Source organism: Elizabethkingia miricola, assembly GCF_001675285.1.
Taxonomy (GTDB): domain Bacteria; phylum Bacteroidota; class Bacteroidia; order Flavobacteriales; family Weeksellaceae; genus Elizabethkingia; species Elizabethkingia miricola.
The window spans coordinates 1-26,658 of record NZ_LSGQ01000007.1 but is presented as its reverse complement, the minus strand read 5'-3'; the positions used below and the strand labels follow the sequence as shown (position 1 = coordinate 26,658).

Sequence of the window (26,658 nt, the reverse complement as noted above, 5' to 3'; positions counted from 1 at the left end):
CTATATGAAAAAACTGCTATTACTCTTTATAATAGTTATATCTTACGCTGTACAGGCGCAGCAAAAGACAGATTCCCTCAATACAACACTGCAAAACATTACCAAAGACACCAAATTTGGCCTAGCCCTTAGTGGTGGTGGAGCAAAAGGCTTTGCACACCTGGGAATTCTGAAGATGATAGATTCATTAGGTATTAAAATAGATTATATAACCGGCACCAGTATGGGTGGGATCCTTGGAGGTCTGTATGCTATGGGCTATAATGCTGATCAGCTGAAAGAAACTGTTTACAAAGTACACTGGAACAGAATCCTGAGCAATAAAATCCCGTACAACAAAATCAATATCAGCGAAAAGGACGAATATGATAAATATATTCTGGAATTTCCGGTTGTAAAAGGATTCCCTACCCTTCCCAGCTCTTACATCGAAGGACAATATATGGGCGAAGTTCTCAATACCCTTACCTTCAACGCCAAACATATCAATGACTTCAGCAAGCTAAGAATTCCCGTTGAACTTACCTCTTCTGATATTGAAAACGGTGGATTGGTGATGCAGAAAAAAGGATCTTTACCTTTAGCAATTCGCTCTACATTAGCTATCCCAGCAGCATTTGCTCCTGTTTATATCGATGGAAAACTTTTGGTAGATGGTGGGCTGGACAGAAATTTCCCGGCAAATGAAGTACGGGAAATGGGAGCTGATTTTGTTGTTGGCGGCTATACCGGGTTTAGGCTTTTCACAAAAAAAGAAATTGAAAATCCTATGAAGATGATCTATCAGACGCATGCTATCCGTTCGGTAGAAGACTTCAAACATCAGCAGGCATTATCCAATATTATGGTTGACTTTGTACAGCCACTGGGAGATATAACGACTAAGGATTTTGCAAAGTATGACGAAATTATAAAAATCGGAGAAAAAGAAGCTAAAAAGCATTTATCAGAATTTGTGGCATTAGCAGAAGCCCAGCGAAGGCTTGGTATCAAATATGATCACAAAATGATTGAGGAAGTTAAAATGCCTACCACAAAGTTTACCTATAGTGAAGAAGACGGAACTCCGATTACAGATACAAATGAAATAGAAACCATTCGCAAACAGATGGAACTGAAAGAGGGTAACTATTATGATGCTAAAACGGTAAATGAAGCAATAGACCGTGTATTCGGAATGCGACAGTATGAAAAAGTCTATTATACTTACACTAATACAGGCGATGCTCTTACAATGAATATTTTTGTAAAAAGAGCAAAAAAAGGAGCATTTAAACTGGCCTTGCATTATGACAACGAGCAGTCTGTAGGAATTATCGTTAACTATACTTACCGGAATTTTGTTTTCAGTAAATCCAGATTGTTAGTAACTGTAGATGCTGCGGAACGTTTTAAAGCGAGAATAGATTATCAGAAATTTTTAGACAATGGGCACCGCTGGTGGCTGAATCTGGAAGGAAAGATGGTATACCTTCGAAGTAACGATCTAACATTCAGACTTCTTGACATAGACAGTGACGACGAAAATATAAGGTTTCCGAACTACATGTACAGAAACATTACCGGGAAGATTGCAATAAACTATAATATCCACCCAAATGCTTTTATCTCTTTCGGAACCGAATTTAGTGCGGAGCGGATGAACCGCTTTTTGGATAAGATAGATCAATCAAAAGTAAATAACTATAGCAAAAAGCTATACAGCCATAGTAACTTTAATACATTCCTAAAGTTTGAACAGAACAATCTGAATAAAAGATATTATTCCACCAGAGGGAATCACCTGCAGGTAAGTACAAGATTTTATTACGGAGATCAGTATGATTTGTATGACCTGGCAAAAGTCCAGCCTGAGTTAAATTTGATACTAGATCCTAAAACACCATTCTATTATAAACCTCAAAATTTGATTTCATTTACTTTAAATGAAAATTATGCACAGCCAATTACCAAAAGACTTACAGCTAAAGTGAACGTTTTCTTGGGGGCAAGTTTTGGCAAAGAAAAAGATTTGTTTCCATACCTGTTTCTAAACCAGAAATATAACCTTGGTGGCAGCGAATATAATTATGATATGATGACTCCTGAGTTCAACGGATTTCGTCAGAAAGAATTACCTCTGACTTCTGTAGCAAAAGCAGGATTGTCATTACAATACAGGATTATGAAAAAGTTATACCTTACACCTTCTTTTAACTATGGTGCATTTAGTGACCGGCTTTCTCCGTTCAATGATAATATTAATATAATAGGGTATGGACTAAATCTGGGATACGAATCAATTTTAGGTCCTATCAATGTCAATGTTTCTAAAAATGATTTTCTAAATCTCTGGAGAGTATATTTCAGTATAGGATTTAAGTTCTGATACTACTTAATAAAAAAAGAGGTTTCCATTATAACGGAAACCTCTTTTTTTATCAGAAATCTGTTTATAATTAGGTTACGAAATTAAATTTGCCAGATATATTTGTGCTGGTTCTTCCAACAACTCATCAGCCTTGGATACAAAAGCTTTGATATACTCCTGTTGATTATGTTGCTCCAGACCTTCTGTACTTTCCCATATTTCATGGAAAATAAATAAGTTTTCATCCTCTGTTCCTTGCTGCAGATCATATTTAATACAATCTGCTTCTTTTCTTGTATTTTCTACCATGTTCTGGAGAAGTACCAACAGTTCTTCTTTTTTCTCTCTTTTAGCTTTTAGTATAGCAGTTAAATAGATTTTCATATAATTATATGTGTTATTTATAATTGTATTTTCATTTCTGTTCTTAGTTCTGAAGAATGCATTTTTCTTTTGCGAAAACATTCTGTACGTATTCTTTATACTCGGTTTCGTACTTGTTTACTCTTTCTACAGTTGCATTCTTTTCCATATCGTGGAAATGAAAACTTCCGATATGAGCCAATCCGGCAAAAGCATTCATTCTGTGGAAACCAAATAAAACGCCTTCATCTACAGATTTCTGTTGGAAGAACTCCCCTTCCATTGTAAATGCTTTATCCGGAGCATTCCAGCTGGAAGTCACAAAATATTTTTTCCCATGCATTAGTCCACCAGTCCCATAATTGATCTGCGGATTTGTACGGGAGCGACCGTCACTTTCATAGATACCATTTTTATGTCCGGCAGTAAATACCTCATCTATATAAAACTTCAGTCTGTTAGGTACCTGGAACCACCAAACCGGAAAATGATAAACGATTACATCTGCCCATTTAAAGTTTTCAGCCTCCTCCATAGGATCAAATTCATCGTTAACATTACTTACTCTTACTTTAAAGCCTTCTTTTTCTAAAACTTCTTTTGTCCATCCTGTAATTGATTTATTAAAAGCTCCGCCTGAATGTGCAAAAGTCTGTCCTCCGTTGATGATAAATATATTTTCCATTTCTAATTGTTTTTTGATGGTACAAATTTCCGACAGAAAAATCAATTATAAAAATAATTTAATTTATAACTTTATATCATAATTATAATACATTTAAAATAAAACGTTCTCAGAACAGAACACTATATTTTTAAAAATGAAAAAGCCGAAAGATAATTCTTCCGGCTTTTTATTAATTTTTAAAGAGCTCTTGTTATAACACTTTTAGCTCCAGGCTTATCTTGTTTCCAAAAAATTTTCTCGAAATTTTCTCGAAATTCTTAGTAATATCTGATAAATAAAAATGATAAGAAGACGTATGATTCTGTTCATTAAGCAAATGATACTTATCCAGAATTATTTTCAACTGATTAGCCACAATATTCGGAGAATCGATAACCCTTACTCTGTTTCCATAGTATTGTTTGATCTCATCCAACAGCAAAGGATAGTGGGTACATCCCAGTATAAGTGTCTCTATATTTTTCAGCTTATTATTACTCAGATAATTATAAATAATAGCATGAGTAATAGGATGATTTTTGAAACCTTCTTCTATTGCAGGAACCAGTAACGGGGTTGCCAGTTCGTCTACTTTGATAAATTTATTGTGCTTTCTGATACTCTTTCGGTAAAGCCCTGAGTTGACTGTTGCTTTTGTAGCAATAACACCTACATTGGTATGTATTTCATACGCCACTTTTTCTGCTACAGGATTAATCACATCAATTACCGGAACTTTGCCTGCTACCAGTTCTAATACTTCTTTCAGTGCATTGGCTGTTGCAGTATTACAGGCTATAACAATAGCTTTACAATTTTGCTCCAGCAAAAAGTTGGTAATTTTAGTAGAGTATTCTACGATAGCCTCCTTTGATTTTTCACCATAAGGAAGGTGTTTAGTATCTCCGAAATAGATTAAATCTTCATTCGGAAGCAGCCTTTTAATTTCTTTAGCCACAGTAAGCCCACCAACACCGGAGTCGAAGACACCTATCGGCTGGTTTGGAGAAAGTCCCTGTATATTTACTTTATTCAAAGTTTTCATCTAAAATTGGGCATGCAAGTTACAAAATTTACAAGGTTTAATTAAGTTTTCGTTCCGATTATTCTTCATAAAATTCAACTCCGGCAACAGTGAACTGCTGCCCCTCCAAAAGTTCTTTTGGAACGAGTTTTATCAATTTGGCTGTAACCGGTTTATCAAAGTTTATTCTCGTCCATACAGGGTTGGCTTTTATATTTGAAAATTCTCCCTCTTTTAGCAGCTTCCAACGTGAATTGCCATCACTTGTATAAACAGCATATTTTGTAATCATACCATCGGTTTTCCCATCCTGTCTAGGCAAATATCCTAAACCTGTAATATTCCGACCTTCAATATTAAAAATCAAAGATTCACTCTTTGGAACAGATACAAATGTATTGGCGTTTTCATTTAGAATAACCTGATCTATTCTGGCCATTCCGGTAGGAATCTTTATCTTTTTAGCTTCTGTTGTATGATCGAATGCAAACGCTTCTTTATATTCCTTATACAGTCCGAAATCACTTAGTGTAATTGCTACAGGCGCATAAATATGGACTCTGAGATCCGTAAGACTAACTGGTTTATCTAATTTAATCAGGCGGTTTGCACCAATACTGTTTGCCTTACCCAGTACTTCCCATTTTCCGTTAACTAAGCCTTCTATTTTCACACTGTCTATGCGCTGTCCCAGTTTAATATTTTCTCTTAAGCGAATAATATCAAATGTTGACTGTTTTGCCAATTTAATATCCAGTTGTGCCTGTATTACCCCGTCATTTGTTGCCCAATAGCTATAGCGGTCTTTATCCAGAATAAACTGTGTTCCAAATTTTTTCAGATTTTGACCTCTTACATCAGATGCTTTAATACTTGCCCGTTCAGCAAAATTAGTTTTAAAAGTTTCTGCTATTTTTACCCCAAAAGCCTTTAGAGATTTTACATCATTATCATGAAGAATTCCTGAAGGCATAGGCGAAAGCCCTAAATTCATATCAGCTCCTCTTCCAACAGACTTCATATAAATATCAAACAACTGGTCCGGAGTTTTTACTTTAGCATCCTGATCTTTATGATAAAACCATCCTGGTCGCAAAGGCACATCGCACTCTGCGGGAATCCAATATTTACCATTACGGTCTCCAGTTCCTGAATTGGTATAAACAGCCGCTCCTGGGACAGGTTTCTTTCCGTCTAATCCTATGGGTGTAAATGTAGCCCATGATGTTTCTGCTGCATATCCATGTTCATTCCCTACCCATCTCATATCGGGTCCTATATCCGAAAATATTACAGCACCCGGCTGCAGCTTTCTTACTATAGGCCATGTTTTCTCTGTCCATTGATAATAGGTTGTACGGTCTATAGTTCTCTTTTCATTACGCCCTCCATAGTAGCCGTCTCCCCCATTAGCACCATCATGCCATGAAGTAAACAATGGACCGTAATTAGTCATAAGTTCTGTTAGTTGTGCCCTGTAAGCATCTGCATAAGCCGGAGTTCCATATCTCACATCATTTCGGTCCCATGCCGATAAATAAACACCAAATTTCAGATGCGCATTTTTTGAAGCCTGCATAAAGTCTTTTACCATATCTCCTTTTCCTCCTTTCCAGGGTGACGAAGTTATACTATAAGATGTTGTTTTGGTAGGCCAGAGACAAAAACCATCATGGTGTTTTGCAACTGCGATCAGTCCTTTTAATCCGGCAGATGCAGCAGCTTTTGCAATCTGATCCGCATCAAATGAAGTGGGATTAAAAATTTCCGGTGAGGCATCTCCGAATCCCCATTCTTTATTCTGAAAAGTTGTAGGCGTAAAATGTATTAATGCATAAGTTTCCATTTCATGCCATCTCAGCTGTCTTTCCGCAGGAATAGCTCCGTAAGGCTTCAGCTCCTGAGCAAGGAAAAAAGGTGCACTCATCAAAAGAGCCACATGTACTATTTTTTTCATGGTAAAGTTTTTAGTTCTTGCGGCCTTTGGCAGCAAAGGTTAGTCTCCCAAAAATAAGGAACATTTTTGAATGTCAGAATAATACATTCAGAAACCTGAATTATACCAAGAATAAATCAGAAGCTATACCATCAGCTAAAAACCAATGTTTCTCAGGAATTTTAAGATATCCGGAATCTTCAACAATCAATCCTTCTTCTTTTTTTGAATTTAGAAGATAAAAGAATTCTTCCTGAATGTCCTTTTCAAAAATCGATTGTATTTTGACCATGTCTACGCCCCATACTGTACGAAGCCCAATCATAACCAATTCGTTCAGTTGGTCTTTCGGGGAAAGCAGCTCTTCTTCGAAGTTTCTTGTATTTTCAGCAAGACCTTTTATGTACAATACATTATTAGCGATATTCCACGAACGTATATTCCCACCGTTATAAGAATGAGCAGAAGGTCCAAACCCTAAATAAGGCTGTCCTTTCCAATACGCAGAATTATGTTTGGAATAAAAACCTTCTTTTGCAAAATTGGATATTTCGTAATGAATAAATCCCTGTTCTTTTAGAAACTCCGACATGTAATAAAACTCTTCATTCTGAACTTCTTCATTCGGGGCTTTCACTACTTTATCTTTTATCCATTTTGCAAGAGCGGTCTTAGGCTCAACAGTCAGTGCATAGGAAGAAATATGAGGTATCTGCAATGCTATTGCCTTCTGTAAATTTTCTTTCCATATCGGCATAGACGACGAGCCATAAATAAGGTCAATGCTTATATTTTCAAGCCCAAAATCCTGCGCTCTTTTTATAGAGTCTTCTGCTTCCCCGGCAGTATGTGCGCGGTTCATAAGCTTCAGATCATCTTCAAAAAAAGATTGCGTTCCAATACTTAATCTGTTAACGCCACTTTTGGAAAGCTCCTTCAGAAACGAAGCATTCAGATCATCGGGATTAGCCTCTAATGTAATTTCTATTTCAGAATCGAAATCATAATATTGTGCACTCTTATCTAGTAAAGCTTTTATTTCATCAACTGAAAGCAGTGAAGGGGTACCTCCACCAAGATAAAGTGTTTTAATATGCTTATCTGAAAGTTCATGATGTCTGGAATCTATTTCCTTATGTATAGCCCTCATCATGTCATCCTTCAGGTTTAGCGAAGTTGAGAAATGAAAGTTACAATAACTGCATTTTTGTTTGCAGAAAGGTATATGGAAATAAAGCATAGCCTGTATATATAATTATCCGTTGTTGGACAGATAATTTCGCCACTTTTCAACCGCTGTACTCATATCTTCCGGCATAGGACTTTCAAAGAACATTTCTTTTTTAGTCGTCGGATGTATAAAGCCTAAGGTATGAGCATGTAAAGCATGACGTGGTAAAACATCAAAAATATTCTGAACAAACTGTTTATATTTTGGAAGATTTATTCCTCTCAGTATAGTATGTCCTTCATAACGTTCGTCATTAAACAAAGTATGTCCTATATGCTTAAAATGCGCTCTGATCTGATGCGTTCTTCCGGTTTCCAGCTTACATTGTACCCAGGTCATATAACGGAAACGTTCCAAGACCTTATAATGCGTTACAGCATGTTTTCCATGGCTGCCATCTTCATACACGGCCATTTGCATACGGTTTTTAAGATGTCTTCCGATATGTCCTCTGATAGTCCCTTCATCTTCATCTACATTACCCCATACAAAAGCCCAATACAAACGTTTTGTCGTTCTGTCAAAAAATTGTTTTGCAAGAAAGCTTAATGCATATTCATTCTTAGCAATTACCAATAACCCGGAAGTATCTTTATCTATACGGTGGACAAGACCTACACGGTCCAGATCCGATTTATCACCGTTTTGTTCAAAATGATATGCCAATGCATTGACAAGAGTTCCACTCCAGTTTCCAAACCCCGGGTGCACTACCATTCCTGGTTCCTTGTCTACTACAACAAGATCATCGTCCTCATAAATAATATTAACCGGAATATTTTCTGGAATAATAACATTCTCTCTTGGCGGATGTGCCAGTAGAACACTTATTTCATCACCTGGTTTTACTCTGTAGTTTTGTTTAACAGGTTTACCGTTAACCACTACATTGCCGGCACGACAGGTTTGTGAAATTTTATTTCTTGTAGAATTCTGTCTGAATAACAGCAGATATTTATCTATACGCAGGGGTTCCTGCTTTTTATCGACAACTAAATTAAGATGTTCGTAAAGACCTCCGGTTTCATCTGATATCTCTATATCATTAACATCATCAAAAAGGTCTTCATTTTCTTCTTCTGTCATTATTCAATAATTACCTTTTTCTTTTCTTTTGGTTTATCAGCAGGTTTATGTTCTTCAGTCTTAGGTTTCTGCTCTGTTTTTGTAACAGCTTTTTTATCCGTTGCTTCTTTTTTCTCAGGCACTACTGTCTTAGGCGCATCTGTTTTTGGTTTTTCAACAGGTTTTGGTTTTACCGGACGTGGTGGCGGTGGAGTATCAAAATCATCGAAATTAGTTTCTCCCGGATCTACTTGTGGAATAAGATTATGACGATAAATATTATCCAGCTCACTAATCTTAGCATGCATTTCTGCCGGTGTTTTCTTACTCGCCCACAAGTCTACCTGTACTCCCTGATCGGAAATACTTCCGGCAGCAGGGTTCTGATAGAATACAATCATTGAAGGATCGGACACAGACTGGTCATATTCATCATAGAACAAACCACTCTCAAAATAATTCTGCTTAATAATTTCTTTAGCTTCCTGTAATGTTCTTCCTACAATATTAGGTACAGGTACATTTCTTTTAGGTCCCTGACCAACTACTACATCGATAACAGAAAAACGAGGTACAAAATCACCTGGTTTTACCTGTGCTCCATTGTACATTAAACGGATTACAGCATCTTTAGCAATACTTGGTTCATACAAAGTGTCTCCAACTTTTAGTCCTACAAGTGTAAGTTTGTCAAAAGCTCTGTATTTATACGTATCTATAACCTCAGGAATAACAACTTTAGCCCAGGTTTTAGGATTTATATATACTTTAATTGGTCTTCCGTCTTTTACACGTGAGCCAGGTAGCGGATCTACTTTTAATACCTGAGATGGTTTAAATTTAGGATCGAATTTAAGGCTGTCTAACTGATAAGCCACCCCTGCATTATCCAATACTTCGATGGCCTTTTGTGCTGACATGTTGATAACATTAGGTACTTCAATTTCTTTTCCGTGATTGGTATGGAAATCTAACCAGCGAAAAGTTAACCAGACTAAACCAACGAAAACAACGATGGCTAAAAGGATATTAAGTAATACTTTCCAATTGAAAAGTGATTTTAGCATAAGGCAATTCTTAAAAATAGTAACGCAAATATATAAATTATTCAGCTAAACTTTATCGCAATATTTTTTTAGCTAAATTTGCCCTAATACATACCTTTTTATTTAATCGAATGGCAAAAAAAAATGTGGCCGTAGTAATGGGCGGCTATTCCGACGAATATGTAGTATCCCTGAAAAGCGGACAGCTTATTTTTGATGAACTAGACAGAGACCTGTACAATGTCTATAAAGTTCACATCCTGAAAGACGGATGGTTTCTAATTACTGATAACAACGAAAAATTTCCAATCAATAAAGGCGACTTTTCTGTTGATCTAAATGGAGAACAACTAAAATTTGATGTATGCTTCAATATTATCCACGGTACTCCGGGAGAAAATGGAATATTACAGGCATACTGGGATGCGGTTGGACAAAAGTATACAGGATGCAACTTTTACCAAAGTGCACTAACCTTTAACAAAAAAGATACACTTGCTGTATTGTCAAAATACGGAATCCCTTCTGCAAAAAGTATTTACATCCGAAGGGGAGAAAATATTAATCATGATGAGATCATCAGTACACTGGGCTTACCTCTTTTTGTAAAACCTAACCAATCAGGATCATCATTGGGAATTTCAAAAGTAAAAGAGGCCTCAGAACTTCAGAATGCTATTGAAATCGCATTTAAAGAAGATGATGAGATCTTAATAGAGAGTTTCCTTAACGGAACAGAAGTTTCGGTTGGTGTATTAGATTATAAAGGAGAAACAATTGTTCTGGGAATTACCGAGATTGTCCCGAAAAATGAATTTTTCGATTACGAAGCAAAGTACAACGGTGCCTCAGAAGAAATTACTCCCGCAAGACTAGATGATGCTACCAGATTAAAAGTAGAAGAAATTTCCAAGAGAGCTTATGATTCATTGGGAATGAGTGGTTTCTCTAGAAGTGAATTTATTATTATGGATGGTACACCATACATGTTGGAAATGAATACAAATCCAGGGTTTTCACCAGCCAGTATCTTACCTCAACAGGCAAAAATATATGGTATTTCCATTAAAGATTTATGTGGAAATGAAGTAGAAAAAGCCTTCGAAAAAAAATAAAATCATGAAAATAGCCGTATTTCCGGGATCTTTTGATCCGATAACATTAGGTCATTACGATATTATTGAAAGAGCAGCGCCTCTTTTCGACAAACTGATTATTGCCATTGGCCAGAATTCACAGAAGAAGTATATGTTCTCTCCTGAAAAAAGGATGGAATTTATTCAGAATTCAGTTGCTGAATTCCCTAATGTAGAAGTTGATTTCTTCGAAGGGCTAACTGTTGATTATTGTTTTGAGAAAAATGCTCAGTATATTATTCGCGGATTAAGAAATCCTGCTGATTTTGAGTTTGAAAAAGCAATTGCCCATACCAACAGAACATTAGCTCATAAAAAACTGGAAACAGTATTTCTGCTGACTTCTTCTGGAAAATCATTCATTAGCAGCAGTATTGTCCGCGAAATTATTACCCACGGCGGAGAATATGAGCTATTAGTTCCTAATGCTGTAAGAGTTTAGAAATAAAAAATGAGTAATAGGTAATATATGCATGAACAACTCAATTTCGTTATCGAAATTCTCGGGACAATTTCCTTTGCCATGTCAGGATCTTTTGCTGCAATGCAAAGGAGGTTCGATCCTTTTGGCGTCGTTATTATTGCATTTATTACATCTGTAGGAGGTGGTACAGTTCGGGATCTATTATTAGACGTTCCTGTTTTTTGGATGCACGATCTTACTATGTGTTCTGTAATATTCATTACCGCTATTTTTTCAATGATTTTTAAATCTATTGAAAAGAATTTTCAGGTGACACTCTTCATTTTCGACTCCTTTGGACTTGGCCTTTTCACTATTATAGGACTTCAGAAAGGACTCAATGCGAACCTTCATCCCATGATATGCATTGTTTTAGGTACAATTACAGGATGCTTCGGTGGTATTATCCGGGATATTCTTCTGAATAAAATTCCATTAATCTTCCGTAAAGAAATCTATGCAACAGCATGTATTATAGGAGGCTCAGTATTCCTATTGCTAGCAAAATTCACAACCCTTACCTATTCGTTTGTACAGGTTTTGACCATTTTGTTAATTGTAGCCATACGAACTCTGGCAGTAAAATATCATTGGGAAATGCCTAAGTTTTATGTCGGAAAAGAAAATTCTGAAATGTAAAATTAAATCAATAAAAAAAGCCACTGAAAAGTGGCTTTATATTTTTAGAAGTATTTTCCTCTTTGGCGCATATGCGGGTTATGCATGTGTTTCTGCATATTTGGCATCTTCAATTGCTCTCTCATCATCTTGATCTGATCTCCCATCATATCTGATGTATCTAATCTTTTTGCCTCATCCATAAGGATTTTGGCTTCCTGCTTCCTGCCTTTTTGCATTGCAGCTGCTGCAAGATTAAGAGTTGCCAGTGCCCGGTCATGTTTCATATTCAAGCCATATTCCAATGCTTTTTTCATGTAAGGCTCTAATTTTGCCGGATTATCCTGCGCTGTAGTTAGTCCGGTTAAATAGTGGAAGTAACCATACTGACTTTTATGAAGCTGAGACTGATAGTTTTTAATATTTGAAAGCCATTGTGCTGCTTTGGCAAAGTTCTGCTTTCTTAATTGCCAGAAAGCCAACAGAATGTATTCATTTTTAAAAAATAATAGAATTGGTATTGCAGATAAAATAACAACAACTACTCCCCATCCTATGTTCCTATTAAACATCAGATAAATTCCGGCTGCGATTAATAAACCAGCAATAAGAAATTTTATATACTTATTCATCTTTAAATTTTGAAGTGCAAAGATAAGAATTTTAAACAGGAAATTTATTCAGATGCGTTTACCTGTGTTCCTTTCTCTTCTATTTTTATTCTTTCGAAAGTCTGAAAACAGAAATCAAATGCGTTTTTATCATCTTTTTCAATACATTCTTCCTGAACAATCCGCCATTGTTTTTCATTAATTTCCGGAAAGAACACATCTGCATCAAATGTTCCGTCCACTCGCGTTAGCTCGATACTGTCAGCAACTTTCATACATTGCTTATAAATATCACCACCGCCAATTACGAAAACTTTTTCGTCAATCTTTTTAGCATGTTTCAATGCTTCTTTCAATGTATTTACGATAAGAATACCTTCTTCAAACCAGTCAGTTTTTCTCGTAACAACAATATTGGTACGGTTAGGCAGAGCTTTTCCTATAGAGTCATAGGTTTTACGTCCCATGATGACAGGATGTCCGTTTGTAATTTCTTTGAAGTGTTTCAAATCTTTCGGAAGGTGCCATAACAGCTGATTTCCTTTTCCGATCTCGTTATTTTTTCCTACTGCAACTACTATTGTTATCATTATTGAGGTTTGTTTTACAAATTTAGCACAAAAATTGTATTTTTGATTGAAACAAATTTTAAACATTAAAAAGATAAACTATGAAAAATAAAGGATGTATGAGTGCTGGTGTTATCGCCATTGTACTTATAGTTATTGTAGCGATTATCGGTTTCTGGGGTGTAGGAAAATACAACTCACTGGTAACCAAAGACCAAAATGTACAGAGCAAATGGTCCAATATCGAAACTGTTTACCAAAAACGAGCAAACCTTATCCCTAATTTGGAAAGAACAGTAAAGTCTTATTCCAAATTCGAACAGGAAACATTAACAAAAGTTGTAGAGGCTCGTTCTAAAGCAACATCTGTTACAATAGATCCTACTAACATGACAGAAGCTGACATTGCAAAATTCCAAGCTGCTCAGGGAGAATTAAGTGGAGCATTAAGTCGTTTAATGGCTGTTGTAGAATCTTATCCTAACCTGAAAGCAGATCAGCAGTACATTAACTTCCAAGCAGAATACACAGCTATAGAAAATAGTATCAGAATGGAAACTGTTAACTATAACGATGCTGCTAAAGAATACAATACATACAGAAATCAGTTCCCTACAAATGTAGTAGCTAATTTTACCAACTTTAAAGAAAAACCATACTTTAAGGCTGATGCTGGCGCTAGCAAAGCTCCGGATGTTTTTAAAGGAGAATAATTATTATGACGACTGACTTCTTAACTAATACAGAAATGGCTTCCCTTGTGGAAGCCATTCAAAAAGCGGAAGAATATTCTTCCGGAGAAATACGTGTCCATATTGATACCCATTCCGAAAAGGATTTGGCAAAAGAAGCTATTGATGCATTTCATAAACTGGAGATGCAAAAAACGCAACATCGCAATGCCGTACTTTTCTATATTAGTTTTGAACAAAAATATCTGACAATTATTGGGGATAAAGGCATTCATGAAAAAGTGCAGCAGCACTTCTGGGATCAGCTTCATGATGAAATCACCAAAAAATTTGCACAAAAACTCTACTTCCAGGGACTAAGAGACGCTCTCTTAAAAACTGGAACAGAATTGAAAAAACATTTTCCTGCAGATCAGGAAAACAAAAACGAACTCCCTAATGAGATCAGCTTCTCTTAAGTTATTTTTCACCTATATTTTCATAGGTTTCTACAGCTTGCTTTCGGCTCAGAACATTCTGCCAAAGCCGGACATTCTTTATCCTGTATATGATAAAGTGGGCCTGCTTACCCAGCAGGAAAAAGATGCGCTGAACAATAAACTTATAAAATTTGCTGATTCTACTTCCACAGAAATAGAAGTCATTATTCTGCCAAATACCAGTGGCGAAGATGTAAACTATCTGGCTGCGCGTTATGGCGAAAATTGGAAAATTGGACAAAAAGGAGTTAATAATGGTGTTGTCTTTCTTATTGCTACGGAGGACCGTACGATGTCCATACAGCAAGGACGTGCCGTAGAGCAATATATTACAGCATCTACAGCCAAACAGATACTGGATTATCTTGTTACACCTTCTTTCAAGCAAGGGCAATGGTATAATGGTATAGACAGGGGTACTTCCGCTATTATGGAAGCTGTTCAGGGGAAATTTAAACCCCAGAAAAAAGCTCCGGAAGAAAAAAGAGGTAATTCTTCTTCTTTCCTTATTCTTATTTTCATCATTATCATTGTTATTATCGTCATGAACCAAGGCGGTAAAGGTGGTGGCGGAAGATACGACGATGACGATGTTACACTTTCCCGCAGAGGTCGCAGTATATTCCCTGGTGGTATATTCTTTCCTGGCGGATTCGGCGGTGGCGGAGGCTCCTTTGGTGGTGGTTCTTCCGGTGGTGGCGGATTCGGTGGATTTGGTGGCGGCGGTTCTTTTGGTGGTGGCGGAGCCAGTGGTGGCTGGTAATAAATACTATAATTCCCGCTGAATCTCCATTGCTTTTCTAGCTGATTTTCAGTAAATTTACCAGAAATGTACAACATTGGACAAAACGCTGGTAATATTTGCTCATCCTTATTTTGAATATTCTAAAGCCAACATCAGGCTTATTGAAGCATATCAGAACATTGAGAATGTTACTTTCCGGGATCTTTATGAGGAGTATCCCGATTTCAATATCGCAGCATTTAAAGAGAGAAAAAGATTGATGGTATATGATACCATTATTTTCCATTTTCCGATGATCTGGTTCGGCATGCCTCCTTTACTGAAGTTATGGATAGATGAAGTCTTTGATATGAAGTGGCTGTCCGGTCCGGACACAAGTCCTGTAAAAGGAAAAAAAGCTTATATTGTATTGACTACGGGAGGTTCTCAGAATGCCTATACACCTGACGGGATATATGGAAATCCGGCCGAAGATTATATTAAAACACTCACCCAAAGTCTAAAGATTAATCTTGTCTCTGTAGAGGAGATTATTATAATTTATAATTCGGATCAGCTTTCAGATCATGAATTGGATCATCAGTGTAAAAACATCAGAAAATTAGCATTAAACACGTGAGCGAACAAATATTCACCAATACACTTATATTTTTAGGAGCAGCTATCATCATGGTTCCTCTTGTAAGAAAATTGGGATTTAGCTCGGTCATTGGCTATATATTAGGAGGTATTATTATCGGCCCCTTTGTGCTTAAGCTTACAGGGAATGCAGACGATGTAATGCATGCCACCGAATTTGGTGTCGTTATGCTTCTGTTTATTGTAGGTCTGGAACTTGAGCCTAAAAAATTCTGGTCGATGCGCCGGACCATACTTGGATTGGGAGGCATGCAGATGCTGGCGACAACAGCATTTTTATTTCTCATATTCTTCTGGACCGGATGGTATTATAAGATAGCTATTACAATGGCATTGTGTTTCGCCTTATCTTCCACTGCTATCGTTCTACAAACACTAAAGGAGAAAAATTTATTTAATACTGCCGCAGGTGAAGCTTCTTTCTCAATTCTTTTATTACAGGACATCGCAGTTATTCCAATCTTAGCCTTTCTTCCCTGGATTGCTAATCCGGATATGGATCAGGTGAATCATTCCGCATTACTTATCAACATGCTTCCCAACTGGATGAAACCCTTTTCTGTACTCATTGGTGTGGGGATCCTTATTATATTGGGTCGTTATATTTTTGTGCCTTTTCTTCGTTACGTTTCTTCTTCAGGAATGAATGAGCTTCTCACTGCTACTTCTTTATTTTTAGTCGTTGGTGTCTCACATTTAATGACATTAATCGGGCTTTCTCCTGCATTAGGAGCATTCTTAGCAGGTGTTATGCTTGCTAATTCCGAGTTCAGACACGAACTGGAAAGCAATATAAATCCATTTCGGGGCCTTTTACTCGCTGTATTCTTTGTTAGCGTAGGATCTACCATTAACTTTAACGTTATTAAGGATGATCCTTTGTTTATATTTTCTGTTGTTGCTATCATATTAGTTGTAAAGTTTGCAGTGCTCTTTTGTATCGGAAAGGTCTTTAAAATGAGCATAGAGCAGAATCTGTTAATGTCTCTTGGTCTGTCTCAGGTAGGAGAATTCGCACTTGTACTCCTCAGTTTTGCTACCAAACTTTATTTGATTAATGAGGAGCTTAATTCCCAGTTGATGGCTGTAGTAGCCATCACTATGTGTATTACGCCGATACTACTATTAATTAATGAAAAACTTATAGATCCTTATTTCAATGTAAAAGTGAGTGATGATCCTCATAAAAATGACGGAATGTTTGGTGAAAATAATATTATCATCGTAGGATATGGCCACTTTGGAAGTACTGTAGGCCGTCTTTTAAAAGTCAATGGCTTTCAGGCTACCATTCTGGATCATGACTCGGACAGAGTAAGAATGTTAAGAGATAACGGATTGAAGGTTTTTTACGGTGATGCTACCCGAACAGAACTGCTAAGAGTTGCTGGTGCTGAAAAAGCTAAAATATTAGTTTTATGTCTTGACAGCCCTGAAGACAATTATACAATTATCCAGATTGCAAGGAAACAATTTCCACACCTTAAAATATTTGTCCGCGCGAGAAATAGACTTGACAATTACGACTTTTTAAACAAGGGTGTTGAGAATATTTACCCCGAAACATTAGGAACAGCTGTAAATATGGGTGTAGATATCCTTCAGGCTGCAGGCATGCGCCGATATGCAGCTCGTAGGATAGGACACCGTTTCGAAATTATTGACAAACTATCTACACGCCGTCTGGCCAAAGAAAGATTAAAAGAATCCCCAACCTTCACCATCAAGGAAGCCCTGGAACGTGAAGCAGAATTACTGAAAGATGATAATATATCTTTCGATGACCAGCACTGGGTAGATATAGAAAGTTAGCGGATTGTTACACTTCCGCTGCTGCTCTCATTTTTGCTAATAGATGGGTTCCCATTTCTATAGATAACTACATCTCCACTGGAAGAGGCACTGGCATTAGCTTCTTTAGTCACTGAAACCAAAACGTCACCTGAGCTGGATGCTTCTACACGAGCTTTCTCTGCCTGAACATCTTTTGCATTAATTGTTGCAGATGAAGATGCACTTGCACTAAAATCTTTTACTTTCCCTTTTACAATAATATCACCGGAAGAAGATGCTCCAAGTGTTGCATTTACAGCCCAGATAGTTCCTTTATAAGAACCACTGCTGTTGGATTTAATATCCATACTATTTGCTTCAAAATCTCCTTCCAGACTACCGCTACTGGTTGTAGAAATAGTCATCTTATCCTGAGTAAATTTATCTTTGACAATAACATCTGCAGAAGAATTGGCTTTGATACTGCTAAAATCTTTAGCGAAAATCTTAACTTTCACATTTTTGGTAGACAAATTAATCCTGAAACCACTTTTATAATGTATGTGTAAATCTCCACCGTTATTTTCTACCAATATCAAATCCTGAAGGTCTGACGGTGCAGAAATAACTACTTTTTCTGTTCCTGATTTTATAACCTCAGCATCCAGTCCGGAGCTTACTTCTATAGAATTAAAATCCCCGGAATAGGTTTTATCTGTAACAGGACCTGTTCCTTTTACATCAGTAAAACTTATTACAGCACCCTCCCCTGATTTCACTTTAATACAGGATTGGAACACAACTAAGGCAATTGCCAGAATACTTAATTTTTTCATATCATACAGATTTAGGTTAACTTAAAAAATACGTAACTTTCGCTACATATATAATTAGACAACCGAACTATGAGAAAAGTTACATCTTTAGCATTAATTTCTTTGGGATTATTTGCTACAGGACAATCTAAACAACAAAAAATAATGAACCAAAGCCATAATACATCCAAAGTTACTAACAATTCTGTTTCGTCTCAGAATCCTTTGCTTCATAAGAGTACTTTACAATATCAGGCGCCTGAATTTGATAAAATTAAAGACGAAAATTTCAAGCCGGCATTCGATTATGGTATTAAGGAACAATTAAAAGAAATTGATGCCATTGCTAATAACAGTGAAGCTCCAACTTTTAAAAATACAATACTGGCTTTAGAAACCAGTGGACGTGATTACGCAAGAGCTATATTGGTATTCTCTAATCTTAATAGTGCCAACACTAACCCTACTCTACAAAAATTAGATGAAGAGTACGCTCCGATATTTGCAGCACACGCCGATAAAATTTACTTGAACACCAAGCTTTATAACAGAGTAAAAAAAGTATATGATCAGCGTAACAGTCTGAATCTGGATCCTGAAAGCCTACGTTTGGTAGAAGTATATGAACAAAAATTTGAAATTGCCGGGGCTAATCTTTCTGATGCCAAAAAGCAAGAACTAAAACAAATCAACGGACAACTAGCAACACTTTCTTCTGCTTTTAACAATAAGCTTTTAGCAGCAAGAAAAGCAGGTGCTCTTATTGTATCCGATGTTAAAGAACTGGATGGTCTTTCCCAGGATGAAATTGCAGCAGCAGCTCAGGATGCTAAAAATGCAGGTCAGGACAGAAAATATCTTTTAGCATTACAAAACACTACTCAGCAACCTTTATTACAAAATCTGAAAAACAGAGCTACAAGAGAAAAATTGTTTAAAGCTGCCTGGACAAGAGCAGAAAAAGGTGATGAAAATGATACAAGAGCTACCTTAGAAAAAATTGCAGCCTTAAGACTTAAAAAAGCACAATTATTAGGCAAAAAAAGCTTCTCAGAGTGGGCATTACAGGATCAGATGGCTAAAACGCCGGAAGCTGCAATGGATCTGTTAGCAAAATTAGCAGCTCCTGCTGTAAAAAAAGCAAAAGAAGAAGCTTCTGAGATACAACAACTGATTGATAAACAAAACGGAGGGTTCAAATTAGAACCTTGGGACTGGAATTTCTATGCTGAGCAGGTAAGAAAAGCAAAATACGACTTGGATGAAAATCAGATCAAACCGTATTTTGAGGTAACTACTGTATTAGAAAAAGGAGTTTTCTATGCAGCAGAAAAACTTTACGGATTAAAATTTAAAGAAAGAAAAGATCTTCCTGTATACCATCCGGATGTTGTAGCTTATGAAGTCTTTGACAGAGACGGAAAATCTATTGCAATCTATTATTTGGATTTCTATACGCGTGATAACAAAAACGGAGGAGCATGGATGAGCAATTTTGTGGAACAGTCTCATGTACTGGGACAAAAACCGGTTATTGTTAATGTATTCAATTACCAAAAACCTGCTCCAGGAAAATCTTCACTTATCAGCTATGACGATGTAACAACTATGTTCCACGAATTTGGGCACAGTATTCATGGTATGTTTGCTGATCAAAAATATACAACACTATCCGGGACCAATGTACCTCGTGACTTTGTAGAATTTCCTTCTCAGATTAACGAACACTGGGCTTTAGAACCATCGGTATTAAAAAATTATGCAGTTCATTATCAGACTAAACAGCCTATCCCACAGGAATTAGTAGACAAACTAAAGAAATCTAAAACCTTTAACGAAGGTTATGCTGTAACTGAATTATTAGCAGCTGCAACATTAGATATGGCTTGGCATAGCATTACATCTGAAAGCCAGTTGAAGCCTGCAAATGATTTTGAAACTGAGGCATTAAAAAAATATGGTTTGTTAGTAAATGAGGTTCCTACGAGATATCACTCTCCATACTTTTTACACATTTGGAGTAATGGATATGCATCAGGTTACTATGCGTATATGTGGTCGGAAATGTTAGACTTCAATGCATATGACTGGATTGAAAAACATGGTGGATTAACCCGTGAAAATGGAGACCGTTTCCGAAAATATATTCTTTCCGTAGGTAACAGTGTTGATCTTAATAAAACTTTCAAGGAGTTTAATGAAAAAGCTCCAACTATAGATCCTCTACTAGAAGGCAGAGGATTAAAATAAAATAAGAAAAGGCTCCCAAATTGGGAGCCTTTTTATTTCTTTTCTTTATCCTATATCACAGATTTCTATTTCAAGATCTGAATATCTGATTCTTTAATATTATAGTATTTAACTACTGCATTATAGTCTTGATAATTCACAGGTGAAGTCCCAATATTTCCTTTAGTACTTGCTTGTGCGGATGCAGACATATTACCTGGTACAATAACAGCTCTGAATCTCTGATTTTGTAAAACAGGAGCTACATAACTTTCAGGATTATCCTTATTAAAAGTACCTCCGGCAAAGAATGTTACTCCACTTACACGGAAATTGAAATCAAAATCAATTTGTCTGCTGGTTGTTCCATCTGCACTGAATGCATAATATGTTCTTGGGATTAACTGCCAAACATTTTGTCCGTTTGAAACATTTTCCAGTCTGTAAATAAATACATTATCCCCTGTCGGGATATTTTTCTGAAATGGAACAGATACCTGATATCCATTTCCTTTAGAAAAAGAAACAGTTGTCTCAGTTACCAAAGCAATTGTATCCTGATCGTTTACAACTTGCGTATCATTATTCCTGTCGCAAGAAACAGCCGTTAAAGTTGCTCCTGCTAAAAGTAGAGCCGAGATATAAGTTTTCATATTTAATATGTTTAGAATTGGATGTGAATAAACAAGTAGTGTGCCATAATTAAAACAGTATAAAAAACAAAAGGCTGCTTAATAATAAACAGCCTTGTATATTTTTTAGTAATATTAAAATTACTGTTTTTTAGCCCACCATAATGGTGTTAATACGGCGTCTGCTCCTCCTAACAAACTAACAGCTTGTCCATAACCTTTAGGATCACTATTTCTAAATCCACTTGGATAAGGTAGTCTCTGCGGGAAATTCTTCACAGAGTTAGTCATGTAATTAGATGAATTAAGATTCGGTAAGTTTGGTAACGGATTTTCTACTGCAGGGTTTTCAAAGAATGGTAAACCTAATCTTCTTTGATCATTCCATATTTCTAATGGTAACCAAGGTGTATTTGCAATGAATTTCTGAGTAATAATCTTAGTCAATTTATCATTATTTACACTACCACCTTTATAAATAGTATTTGATGGATACTTAATCTGTGCTGTACCGGCAATTCCTGTTTTTCCATCTTTATACCCCATTGTATGAGTAGCTCCTGGCTCGGTAGTATGTGAATAACTTACAGATGTCCCAACTCTGCTGTATTCTGTAGAGCTAATATAGCTAGCATAAAACTGACCAACATTGTTATAATCAAAACTTTCTTTCACACCTCTTTCATAAGCTACTTGGTCACCCATAGGTACAGACCATCCTCTAAGTGCAGCTTCTGCAAGCAGGAAATAAGTTTCCCAGCTTCCAAAAAATACTCTTTTACTTGTGCTATGTCTATACTGTTTAGCTATAGCTGGCGTAAAAGAAGCATTTCCTCTTGCTCCATTTCGGGATAAAGCAGCTCCCCAGTCACCAATAGGATAAGTACTCCATGTATATTTAGTATCTAATGTAACTGTAGAACCATCAGCATAAGTCATAGTTCTCTTCATATTATCATCTGAAGTTTCAAACCAAGGTTCAAATTCTGCACTTTGCTTATCTCCAGGAATATAGAAGTTTTTATAAGCACGCGGGTCAATCTTATTTGGTAACCCATCTAAATAATATCCAACAGATGGGTCATTTGTTTTTGTAGGGAAAGAATCCGGGAAAGACAATCCAATATAGTTATCTGCTTTAACAGATGCATGTAAATAGGAAGGTAACTGATCCTGAGATTTCACACCCCCAAGTCCTAACATAAGGTTGTTCAAAGTTTCAGACATAATCTGAGCATTCCAAGATCTGGACATTACTCCCGTTAGTCCGTCCCAACCATCTTTTTCAGCTACAGCAAGGTTATCAGCAGAAGTCGCAATAAATCTGCTGTCTTTCGCAGCATCTTCAAATTCAGATTTTGCTTTAGCTGCATCTACTTCTGACAGACGCATAGCTAATCTCATTCTCATGGAGTTGGCATATTTTATCCACTTATTCCAATCCATCCCGTAAACAATATCAACATTCTTTGTCTTATCCGTCATTCCTGTAATAGATGGATTTATTTTAGCTGCTGCATCTTTCAGCTCTGCCAGCATAAAATAATAGACATCTTTTTGAGAATTGAATTCCGGATTGACACCCTTAAATGCATCTATAGGAGCTGAGCCAAAATTATCTGTTAGTTCGCTCATTAAATAAGCTCTCCAAATTCTTGAAACCTGGATAACATTATCATTATAATTAGTAGCCGTACCATTCGCTTTTTTCTCTCCTCCTACGGTGATTGCCAATGTAGCACTTTGCAACCAGCTTGAAAGATCATTCCAGTAATTCGTAGTCCAGTCATCACTGTAGGTTCCTCCTGCAATACCCGTTGTGTATTGTTGTCTCCCTGCTGTTTTCCAGTAAAGTACAAAAGCTCTTTCGGCCGTATCTGGATTCATTTGAGCATTAACCAGTGCATTATTCAGAAAATATTCCGGCATTACCTGTTCAGAGGTTGCAGCATTAGGATCTTTATTGATGTCTTCAAAATCGTTACAACTCGACACAAAAAAGCCTATTGCAACAGAACATAAAAGTATTTTAATTGTATTCTTTTTCATTTTTTTAATTTTTTAGAAACCTAGAGTTAAATTAAACACATAACTTCTTGTACTCGGAAAAGAAAGATATTCGAATCCTGTAGCATTTGAACTTATTGCATAAGATGCCTCAGGATCAACTCCTTTCACCTTGCTGTAAATCATCCAAACATTATTTACAGAGAATGAAACTTTTGCACTCTGTAAAGGCAAATCTTTAAATAATGATTTTGGAAGACTATATGTCAACTGTACATTTCTTAATCTTACGTTAGTTGCATCATAAATATTTTCTTCATTAATACCTAAATTTCCTTTAGTAGAAATACCATACCAATAGTTTTGAGGTGTTACTGCTGTTGTATTCTGTTTGTATCCGGTACCATCAGCAACCACACCATCCACTATAAATTTGTCTCTAGCACCGTTCACTACGGTTTCCTGAGCAAGTCCATTTGCCTTTAAAGTATTCATCGTTCCTGAATAGAACTGACCTCCAAATCTTCCGTCTATTTGGAATGATAAGCTCAGGTTTTTATAACTAAATCTGTTGGTAAATCCTAAAAGTGCTCTCGGCGTCTGATCTCCCAAAACATATTGACCGTCATCCGCTAAAGGAAGTCCATTTGCATCTAAGATCTTCTTTCCATAGAATGGACTATTTACATCTTGTACTCTTTTGTATCTTGTTCCATACAAAACTCCATATCTTTGTCCCGGATTAGCTGTAACTGCTAAATTATCAAAACCGATCAGAGGATAAGCCGTAACACCTTCAGCTATATCAATAATTTTATTGTTGTTTTTAGAGAAATTGACATTCATATTCCACTTGAAATCCTGTTTTCTAAGAATATCAGCACCTAGCGTTACTTCTATTCCTTTATTCTGGATATCTCCCGCATTAATCTTTCTATCTTTATATCCAGATAATGCATTCAATGGCAGATCAATTAACTGTCTGGTAGCATGAGTATTGTAATAGTTAATATCCAAATCTACGCGGTTAAAGAATCTAAAGTTAGCACCAAATTCATAAGTTTTTAGCAATTCACTTACTACATATGGATTATATAATGTTTTACTAATAGGAGATGCATTTAGATTTCCTAACGGATCATGGCCAATTCGATAAGCATTATACAGCTGTCTAGAATCCAATGAATTACCTGTGATTGCATAAGATCCTCTAATCTTGGCAAAAGTAATTACTTTACCAAAAGGTGTTGAATTATCCCAAAGTTTTTTAAACATATCGGTAATGACCAAAGAGGTACTTACAGAAGGATAAAAATAAGATCTATTGGCTCTAATCATCGTAGAAGACCAGTCATTTCTAGCCGTTGCATTGATAAACCAGAAACCATCATAATCTATATCCATTGTTGCAAATACTGAATTAATCTGTTTTTTTGAAATATCTTCATTAACACGATCTGCATTATAGGCAAGGAAGTTTTTTACAGAAAAATAGTCAGGAACATCTAATTTTCCAGACATACGGTTACTATTGAAACTGCTGGTCATAATCTGTCCGAAGACTGAGAATGCACCACTCCATTTTCCAAATAGATTATCTTTTTTAAAATTAAGACTGGCGATATAGTTATTTTCCATAAACTTATCCTGTCCGGTTGAATAGAAGTTATCTCTTGGACCACCACTATATGTCTTTCCTTCAGTCTTGGTATTATAGAAATCAGAACCTACTTTTACCTCTGCATTCATCCAGTCTGTAAATTCATATTTCAAACTGGCATTAATCATGAATCTATTTCTGGCATCTTTATTTAGTTGGTTATAAACCGACCAATACGGATTAGCACCTGTATTAGGTACATACCATCTCGCTTTAGCGCCCAATACATCCATACCTTCTTTAAAACTGCCAAGGTCAATTGTTGTTGGAAGACTTAAAACGCCACCATAATATCCACTATCATGTCCTCCAGTTGGTCTGTTCTCTCCTACAGTATTCATATACTGAATTTTGATATCACTTGACCATTTTTTATTTTCTCCAAATTTTGTAGAGACCCTTGACATAAAATTCAAACGATTGTATTTGGAATTTGGTATCATCGCCGAGCTATTAAGATAGCTAAGAGAAGAATAAATACTTGTATTATCTCCAACCGCTTGTTGAAAGGTTATAGAGTTAGTTTCGGTCATCCCGGGTTTGAAGAATGCATTCAGATTATCATAGGACTTCAACGTTTCTTGTTTACCTTCCCAATTTACAATCGTTTGTCCTGTAATCTTCTCACCCCAACTCAATCCTGAATCAGCTACATATTTACCATCATTTCCTTGCGAAAAATCACGTTGAACTTTAGGATAGACAAACATCGTTTCAATACTTAATGTATTAGAATAAGTTATTCCCGCACCTTTATTTCTCTTACCTTTTTTGGTTGTAATCATAATGACCCCATTACCTGCACGAGAACCATACAATGCTGAAGCTGCACCACCTTTTAGTACCGTAATATTCTCAATATCCTCAGAGTTTAGGTCACTCAATCCATTTCCCATATCTGGTTCTGCATTCCAAAAGTCATTGTTCTTTGAACCTGCAAAATTGGACATTGGCACACCATCCACTACAATAAGTGGTTGGTTATCATTTGTAAGAGAGTTAAACCCTCTCAAAATGATTTTAGATGAACCAGAAGGTCCTGTAGAAGACTTCACTAACTGAAGACCACTTACTTTACCTACCATCGCATCTGTAACATTTACTTCTCTGGCTTCAACAATATCGCTACCTTTGATGTCCTGGTAAACATACCCTAAAGCCTTTTTCTCTTTTTTAATACCATAAGCAGTAACTACAACTTCGTCAATACTTGAAGTTTTAAGAGAATCTTTCTTTTGTGCATAACTCATTACCGATGCCAGAAGCAAAGGCATTTGTAATAGCCCAAGTTTAATTACAACCTTTTTCATATCATATAGTCATTTTAATTCAGGCAAACATATAAAAAAAAATTAATAAAATATTAACATTTATTAATTTTTAGTTAAAAAAAGGAAAAGTTATGGTATTATAATAGTAAAATGAACTTAGACTAACTATATATACAAGTATTTATAGCTTTATCAGATTTTTTATCTATAACAATAAATAAAATAAAAGTAATATTTATTAAGATGAACAAAGTAAGTCCTATAAAAATTATTCACCAGTTATCAGTTATTTACAAGGCTTTTAATTCTTATAAAACAATCCATAAATGCTTAATTACCAAAATATTACACACATAGTGATAAAACAAAAAATCCATCCTTTAAAGGATGGATTTAATTTATAAGCTCTTATAAATTTTATAGCTTTTCGGTAAATAGCTTAAGTAGTCATTGTGTCTTCGGTAAAATAATGAATAATTAAGTTCACAAGGTTATAGACTTAAGAGCTTTACGGACTTTCCTCTCTAAGCCTTATAACCTCTGTAGCCATTATAACTTTATCACATCCGTAACTCTTATAACCTGCATAACTTACATAACCATTATAACCTTTCTCATTGGTTAGTAGTTAGGTATA

At 36.1% G+C, this 26,658-nt stretch carries 23 protein-coding genes; 10 read left to right on the top strand and 13 right to left on the bottom strand.

Annotated features, from left to right (window positions below; genetic code table 11):
* The first annotated feature begins 4 nt into the window (after positions 1-4).
* Complete coding sequence (locus ATE49_RS08345) at positions 5-2,368, top strand: patatin-like phospholipase family protein (RefSeq protein ID WP_065081801.1); 2,364 nt, start codon at positions 5-7, stop codon at positions 2,366-2,368.
* A gap of 75 nt (positions 2,369-2,443) precedes the next feature.
* Here ATE49_RS08345 and ATE49_RS08340 read toward each other — a convergent pair whose 3' ends face one another.
* From ATE49_RS08340 to ATE49_RS08310, 7 genes are all read right to left on the bottom strand, one after another.
* Positions 2,444-2,734, bottom strand: a complete 291-nt coding sequence (locus ATE49_RS08340) for a putative quinol monooxygenase (protein ID WP_065082004.1) — start codon at positions 2,732-2,734, stop codon at positions 2,444-2,446.
* A 43-nt stretch (positions 2,735-2,777) separates the two neighbouring features.
* Positions 2,778-3,398 carry an NAD(P)H-dependent oxidoreductase gene (locus tag ATE49_RS08335; protein ID WP_065081800.1) on the bottom strand — a complete coding sequence of 207 codons (621 nt, stop codon included), beginning with the start codon at positions 3,396-3,398 and terminating at the stop codon, positions 2,778-2,780.
* 193 nt (positions 3,399-3,591) lie between these two features.
* A complete protein-coding gene (murI, locus tag ATE49_RS08330; protein ID WP_065081799.1) occupies positions 3,592-4,425 on the bottom strand; it encodes a glutamate racemase in 834 nt (277 codons plus the stop codon).
* Positions 4,426-4,483: 58 nt separating this feature from the next.
* Positions 4,484-6,361 carry an alpha-L-fucosidase gene (locus ATE49_RS08325; protein WP_065081798.1) on the bottom strand — a complete coding sequence of 626 codons (1,878 nt, stop codon included), beginning with the start codon at positions 6,359-6,361 and terminating at the stop codon, positions 4,484-4,486.
* A 100-nt stretch (positions 6,362-6,461) separates the two neighbouring features.
* On the bottom strand, positions 6,462-7,580 hold the full coding sequence (gene hemW, locus ATE49_RS08320) for a radical SAM family heme chaperone HemW (RefSeq protein WP_081278441.1): 1,119 nt from the start codon (positions 7,578-7,580) through the stop codon (positions 6,462-6,464).
* A 15-nt stretch (positions 7,581-7,595) separates the two neighbouring features.
* A complete protein-coding gene (locus tag ATE49_RS08315; RefSeq protein WP_034866629.1) occupies positions 7,596-8,657 on the bottom strand; it encodes an RluA family pseudouridine synthase in 1,062 nt (353 codons plus the stop codon).
* Positions 8,657-9,703 carry a PASTA domain-containing protein gene (locus ATE49_RS08310; protein WP_065081797.1) on the bottom strand — a complete coding sequence of 349 codons (1,047 nt, stop codon included), beginning with the start codon at positions 9,701-9,703 and terminating at the stop codon, positions 8,657-8,659. The genes ATE49_RS08315 and ATE49_RS08310 overlap by 1 nt, the downstream gene beginning before the upstream one ends.
* A 110-nt stretch (positions 9,704-9,813) precedes the next feature.
* Here ATE49_RS08310 and ATE49_RS08305 point away from each other — a divergent pair, with 110 nt between their 5' ends.
* From ATE49_RS08305 to ATE49_RS08295, 3 genes are read left to right on the top strand one after another with little or no spacing between them, the layout of a single operon-like run.
* Positions 9,814-10,797: a D-alanine--D-alanine ligase gene (locus ATE49_RS08305; RefSeq protein ID WP_065081796.1), complete on the top strand. Its 984-nt coding sequence runs from the start codon at positions 9,814-9,816 to the stop codon at positions 10,795-10,797.
* A gap of 4 nt (positions 10,798-10,801) precedes the next feature.
* Positions 10,802-11,260 carry a pantetheine-phosphate adenylyltransferase gene (gene coaD, locus ATE49_RS08300; protein WP_009086358.1) on the top strand — a complete coding sequence of 153 codons (459 nt, stop codon included), beginning with the start codon at positions 10,802-10,804 and terminating at the stop codon, positions 11,258-11,260.
* Between the two features lie 27 nt (positions 11,261-11,287).
* Positions 11,288-11,920: a trimeric intracellular cation channel family protein gene (locus tag ATE49_RS08295; protein WP_024568725.1), complete on the top strand. Its 633-nt coding sequence runs from the start codon at positions 11,288-11,290 to the stop codon at positions 11,918-11,920.
* Between the two features lie 44 nt (positions 11,921-11,964).
* On the opposite strand, the gene ATE49_RS08290 is transcribed toward ATE49_RS08295, so the two are convergent.
* Both ATE49_RS08290 and ATE49_RS08285 read right to left on the bottom strand, forming a co-directional pair.
* On the bottom strand, positions 11,965-12,531 hold the full coding sequence (locus tag ATE49_RS08290; RefSeq protein WP_034866636.1) for a hypothetical protein: 567 nt from the start codon (positions 12,529-12,531) through the stop codon (positions 11,965-11,967).
* Positions 12,532-12,575: 44 nt separating this feature from the next.
* Positions 12,576-13,100: a dihydrofolate reductase gene (locus ATE49_RS08285; protein ID WP_065081795.1), complete on the bottom strand. Its 525-nt coding sequence runs from the start codon at positions 13,098-13,100 to the stop codon at positions 12,576-12,578.
* Between the two features lie 80 nt (positions 13,101-13,180).
* Between ATE49_RS08285 and ATE49_RS08280 the strand changes: the two genes are divergently transcribed.
* From ATE49_RS08280 to ATE49_RS08260, 5 genes are all read left to right on the top strand, one after another.
* Positions 13,181-13,792 (top strand): LemA family protein, encoded by a 612-nt coding sequence (locus tag ATE49_RS08280; RefSeq protein ID WP_059156632.1) that lies wholly within the window; start codon positions 13,181-13,183, stop codon positions 13,790-13,792.
* 5 nt (positions 13,793-13,797) lie between these two features.
* Positions 13,798-14,229: a TPM domain-containing protein gene (locus ATE49_RS08275; protein WP_034866641.1), complete on the top strand. Its 432-nt coding sequence runs from the start codon at positions 13,798-13,800 to the stop codon at positions 14,227-14,229.
* Complete coding sequence (locus ATE49_RS08270) at positions 14,210-15,013, top strand: TPM domain-containing protein (RefSeq protein WP_034866643.1); 804 nt, start codon at positions 14,210-14,212, stop codon at positions 15,011-15,013. Before ATE49_RS08275 ends, ATE49_RS08270 begins: the two co-directional genes overlap by 20 nt.
* Before the next feature lie 76 nt (positions 15,014-15,089).
* Positions 15,090-15,614, top strand: coding sequence for an NAD(P)H-dependent oxidoreductase (locus ATE49_RS08265; RefSeq protein WP_065081794.1), 525 nt, complete (start codon positions 15,090-15,092; stop codon positions 15,612-15,614).
* Complete coding sequence (locus ATE49_RS08260) at positions 15,611-17,446, top strand: monovalent cation:proton antiporter-2 (CPA2) family protein (protein ID WP_065081793.1); 1,836 nt, start codon at positions 15,611-15,613, stop codon at positions 17,444-17,446. Before ATE49_RS08265 ends, ATE49_RS08260 begins: the two co-directional genes overlap by 4 nt.
* Here the strand turns inward: ATE49_RS08260 and ATE49_RS08255 are convergent.
* Positions 17,443-18,243: a head GIN domain-containing protein gene (locus ATE49_RS08255; RefSeq protein ID WP_065081792.1), complete on the bottom strand. Its 801-nt coding sequence runs from the start codon at positions 18,241-18,243 to the stop codon at positions 17,443-17,445. The genes ATE49_RS08260 and ATE49_RS08255 overlap by 4 nt on opposite strands.
* Before the next feature lie 69 nt (positions 18,244-18,312).
* Between ATE49_RS08255 and dcp the strand changes: the two genes are divergently transcribed.
* Positions 18,313-20,472 carry a peptidyl-dipeptidase Dcp gene (dcp, locus tag ATE49_RS08250; RefSeq protein ID WP_065081791.1) on the top strand — a complete coding sequence of 720 codons (2,160 nt, stop codon included), beginning with the start codon at positions 18,313-18,315 and terminating at the stop codon, positions 20,470-20,472.
* Between the two features lie 65 nt (positions 20,473-20,537).
* Here the strand turns inward: dcp and ATE49_RS08245 are convergent, their stop codons facing one another.
* From ATE49_RS08245 to ATE49_RS08235, 3 genes are all read right to left on the bottom strand, one after another.
* The gene (locus ATE49_RS08245) at positions 20,538-21,104 is read right to left on the bottom strand and encodes a hypothetical protein (RefSeq protein ID WP_059156639.1); all 567 of its coding nucleotides are present in this window, start codon (positions 21,102-21,104) and stop codon (positions 20,538-20,540) included.
* 120 nt (positions 21,105-21,224) lie between these two features.
* Entirely contained in the window at positions 21,225-23,132 is a 1,908-nt protein-coding gene (locus ATE49_RS08240; RefSeq protein ID WP_065081790.1) for a SusD/RagB family nutrient-binding outer membrane lipoprotein, read from the bottom strand.
* A gap of 12 nt (positions 23,133-23,144) precedes the next feature.
* Positions 23,145-26,060, bottom strand: a complete 2,916-nt coding sequence (locus ATE49_RS08235) for a SusC/RagA family TonB-linked outer membrane protein (protein ID WP_065081789.1) — start codon at positions 26,058-26,060, stop codon at positions 23,145-23,147.
* Between the last annotated feature and the right edge of the window lie 598 nt (positions 26,061-26,658).

What these genes read in the sequence shown, in the direction of transcription:
- ATE49_RS08275 (WP_034866641.1), top strand. Translation starts at nt 13,798, where the DNA reads ATGACGACTGACTTCTTAACTAATACAGAAATGGCTTCCCTTGTGGAA.
- ATE49_RS08315 (WP_034866629.1), bottom strand. Translation starts at nt 8,657, where the DNA reads ATGACAGAAGAAGAAAATGAAGACCTTTTTGATGATGTTAATGATATA.
- ATE49_RS08295 (WP_024568725.1), top strand. Translation starts at nt 11,288, where the DNA reads ATGCATGAACAACTCAATTTCGTTATCGAAATTCTCGGGACAATTTCC.
- ATE49_RS08325 (WP_065081798.1), bottom strand. Translation starts at nt 6,361, where the DNA reads ATGAAAAAAATAGTACATGTGGCTCTTTTGATGAGTGCACCTTTTTTC.
- coaD (WP_009086358.1), top strand. Translation starts at nt 10,802, where the DNA reads ATGAAAATAGCCGTATTTCCGGGATCTTTTGATCCGATAACATTAGGT.
- ATE49_RS08305 (WP_065081796.1), top strand. Translation starts at nt 9,814, where the DNA reads ATGGCAAAAAAAAATGTGGCCGTAGTAATGGGCGGCTATTCCGACGAA.
- ATE49_RS08255 (WP_065081792.1), bottom strand. Translation starts at nt 18,243, where the DNA reads ATGAAAAAATTAAGTATTCTGGCAATTGCCTTAGTTGTGTTCCAATCC.
- ATE49_RS08335 (WP_065081800.1), bottom strand. Translation starts at nt 3,398, where the DNA reads ATGGAAAATATATTTATCATCAACGGAGGACAGACTTTTGCACATTCA.
- ATE49_RS08235 (WP_065081789.1), bottom strand. Translation starts at nt 26,060, where the DNA reads ATGAAAAAGGTTGTAATTAAACTTGGGCTATTACAAATGCCTTTGCTT.
- ATE49_RS08310 (WP_065081797.1), bottom strand. Translation starts at nt 9,703, where the DNA reads ATGCTAAAATCACTTTTCAATTGGAAAGTATTACTTAATATCCTTTTA.
- ATE49_RS08340 (WP_065082004.1), bottom strand. Translation starts at nt 2,734, where the DNA reads ATGAAAATCTATTTAACTGCTATACTAAAAGCTAAAAGAGAGAAAAAA.
- ATE49_RS08240 (WP_065081790.1), bottom strand. Translation starts at nt 23,132, where the DNA reads ATGAAAAAGAATACAATTAAAATACTTTTATGTTCTGTTGCAATAGGC.
- hemW (WP_081278441.1), bottom strand. Translation starts at nt 7,580, where the DNA reads ATGCTTTATTTCCATATACCTTTCTGCAAACAAAAATGCAGTTATTGT.
- murI (WP_065081799.1), bottom strand. Translation starts at nt 4,425, where the DNA reads ATGAAAACTTTGAATAAAGTAAATATACAGGGACTTTCTCCAAACCAG.
- ATE49_RS08270 (WP_034866643.1), top strand. Translation starts at nt 14,210, where the DNA reads ATGAGATCAGCTTCTCTTAAGTTATTTTTCACCTATATTTTCATAGGT.
- ATE49_RS08290 (WP_034866636.1), bottom strand. Translation starts at nt 12,531, where the DNA reads ATGAATAAGTATATAAAATTTCTTATTGCTGGTTTATTAATCGCAGCC.
- ATE49_RS08280 (WP_059156632.1), top strand. Translation starts at nt 13,181, where the DNA reads ATGAAAAATAAAGGATGTATGAGTGCTGGTGTTATCGCCATTGTACTT.
- ATE49_RS08245 (WP_059156639.1), bottom strand. Translation starts at nt 21,104, where the DNA reads ATGAAAACTTATATCTCGGCTCTACTTTTAGCAGGAGCAACTTTAACG.
- ATE49_RS08345 (WP_065081801.1), top strand. Translation starts at nt 5, where the DNA reads ATGAAAAAACTGCTATTACTCTTTATAATAGTTATATCTTACGCTGTA.
- dcp (WP_065081791.1), top strand. Translation starts at nt 18,313, where the DNA reads ATGAGAAAAGTTACATCTTTAGCATTAATTTCTTTGGGATTATTTGCT.
- ATE49_RS08285 (WP_065081795.1), bottom strand. Translation starts at nt 13,100, where the DNA reads ATGATAACAATAGTAGTTGCAGTAGGAAAAAATAACGAGATCGGAAAA.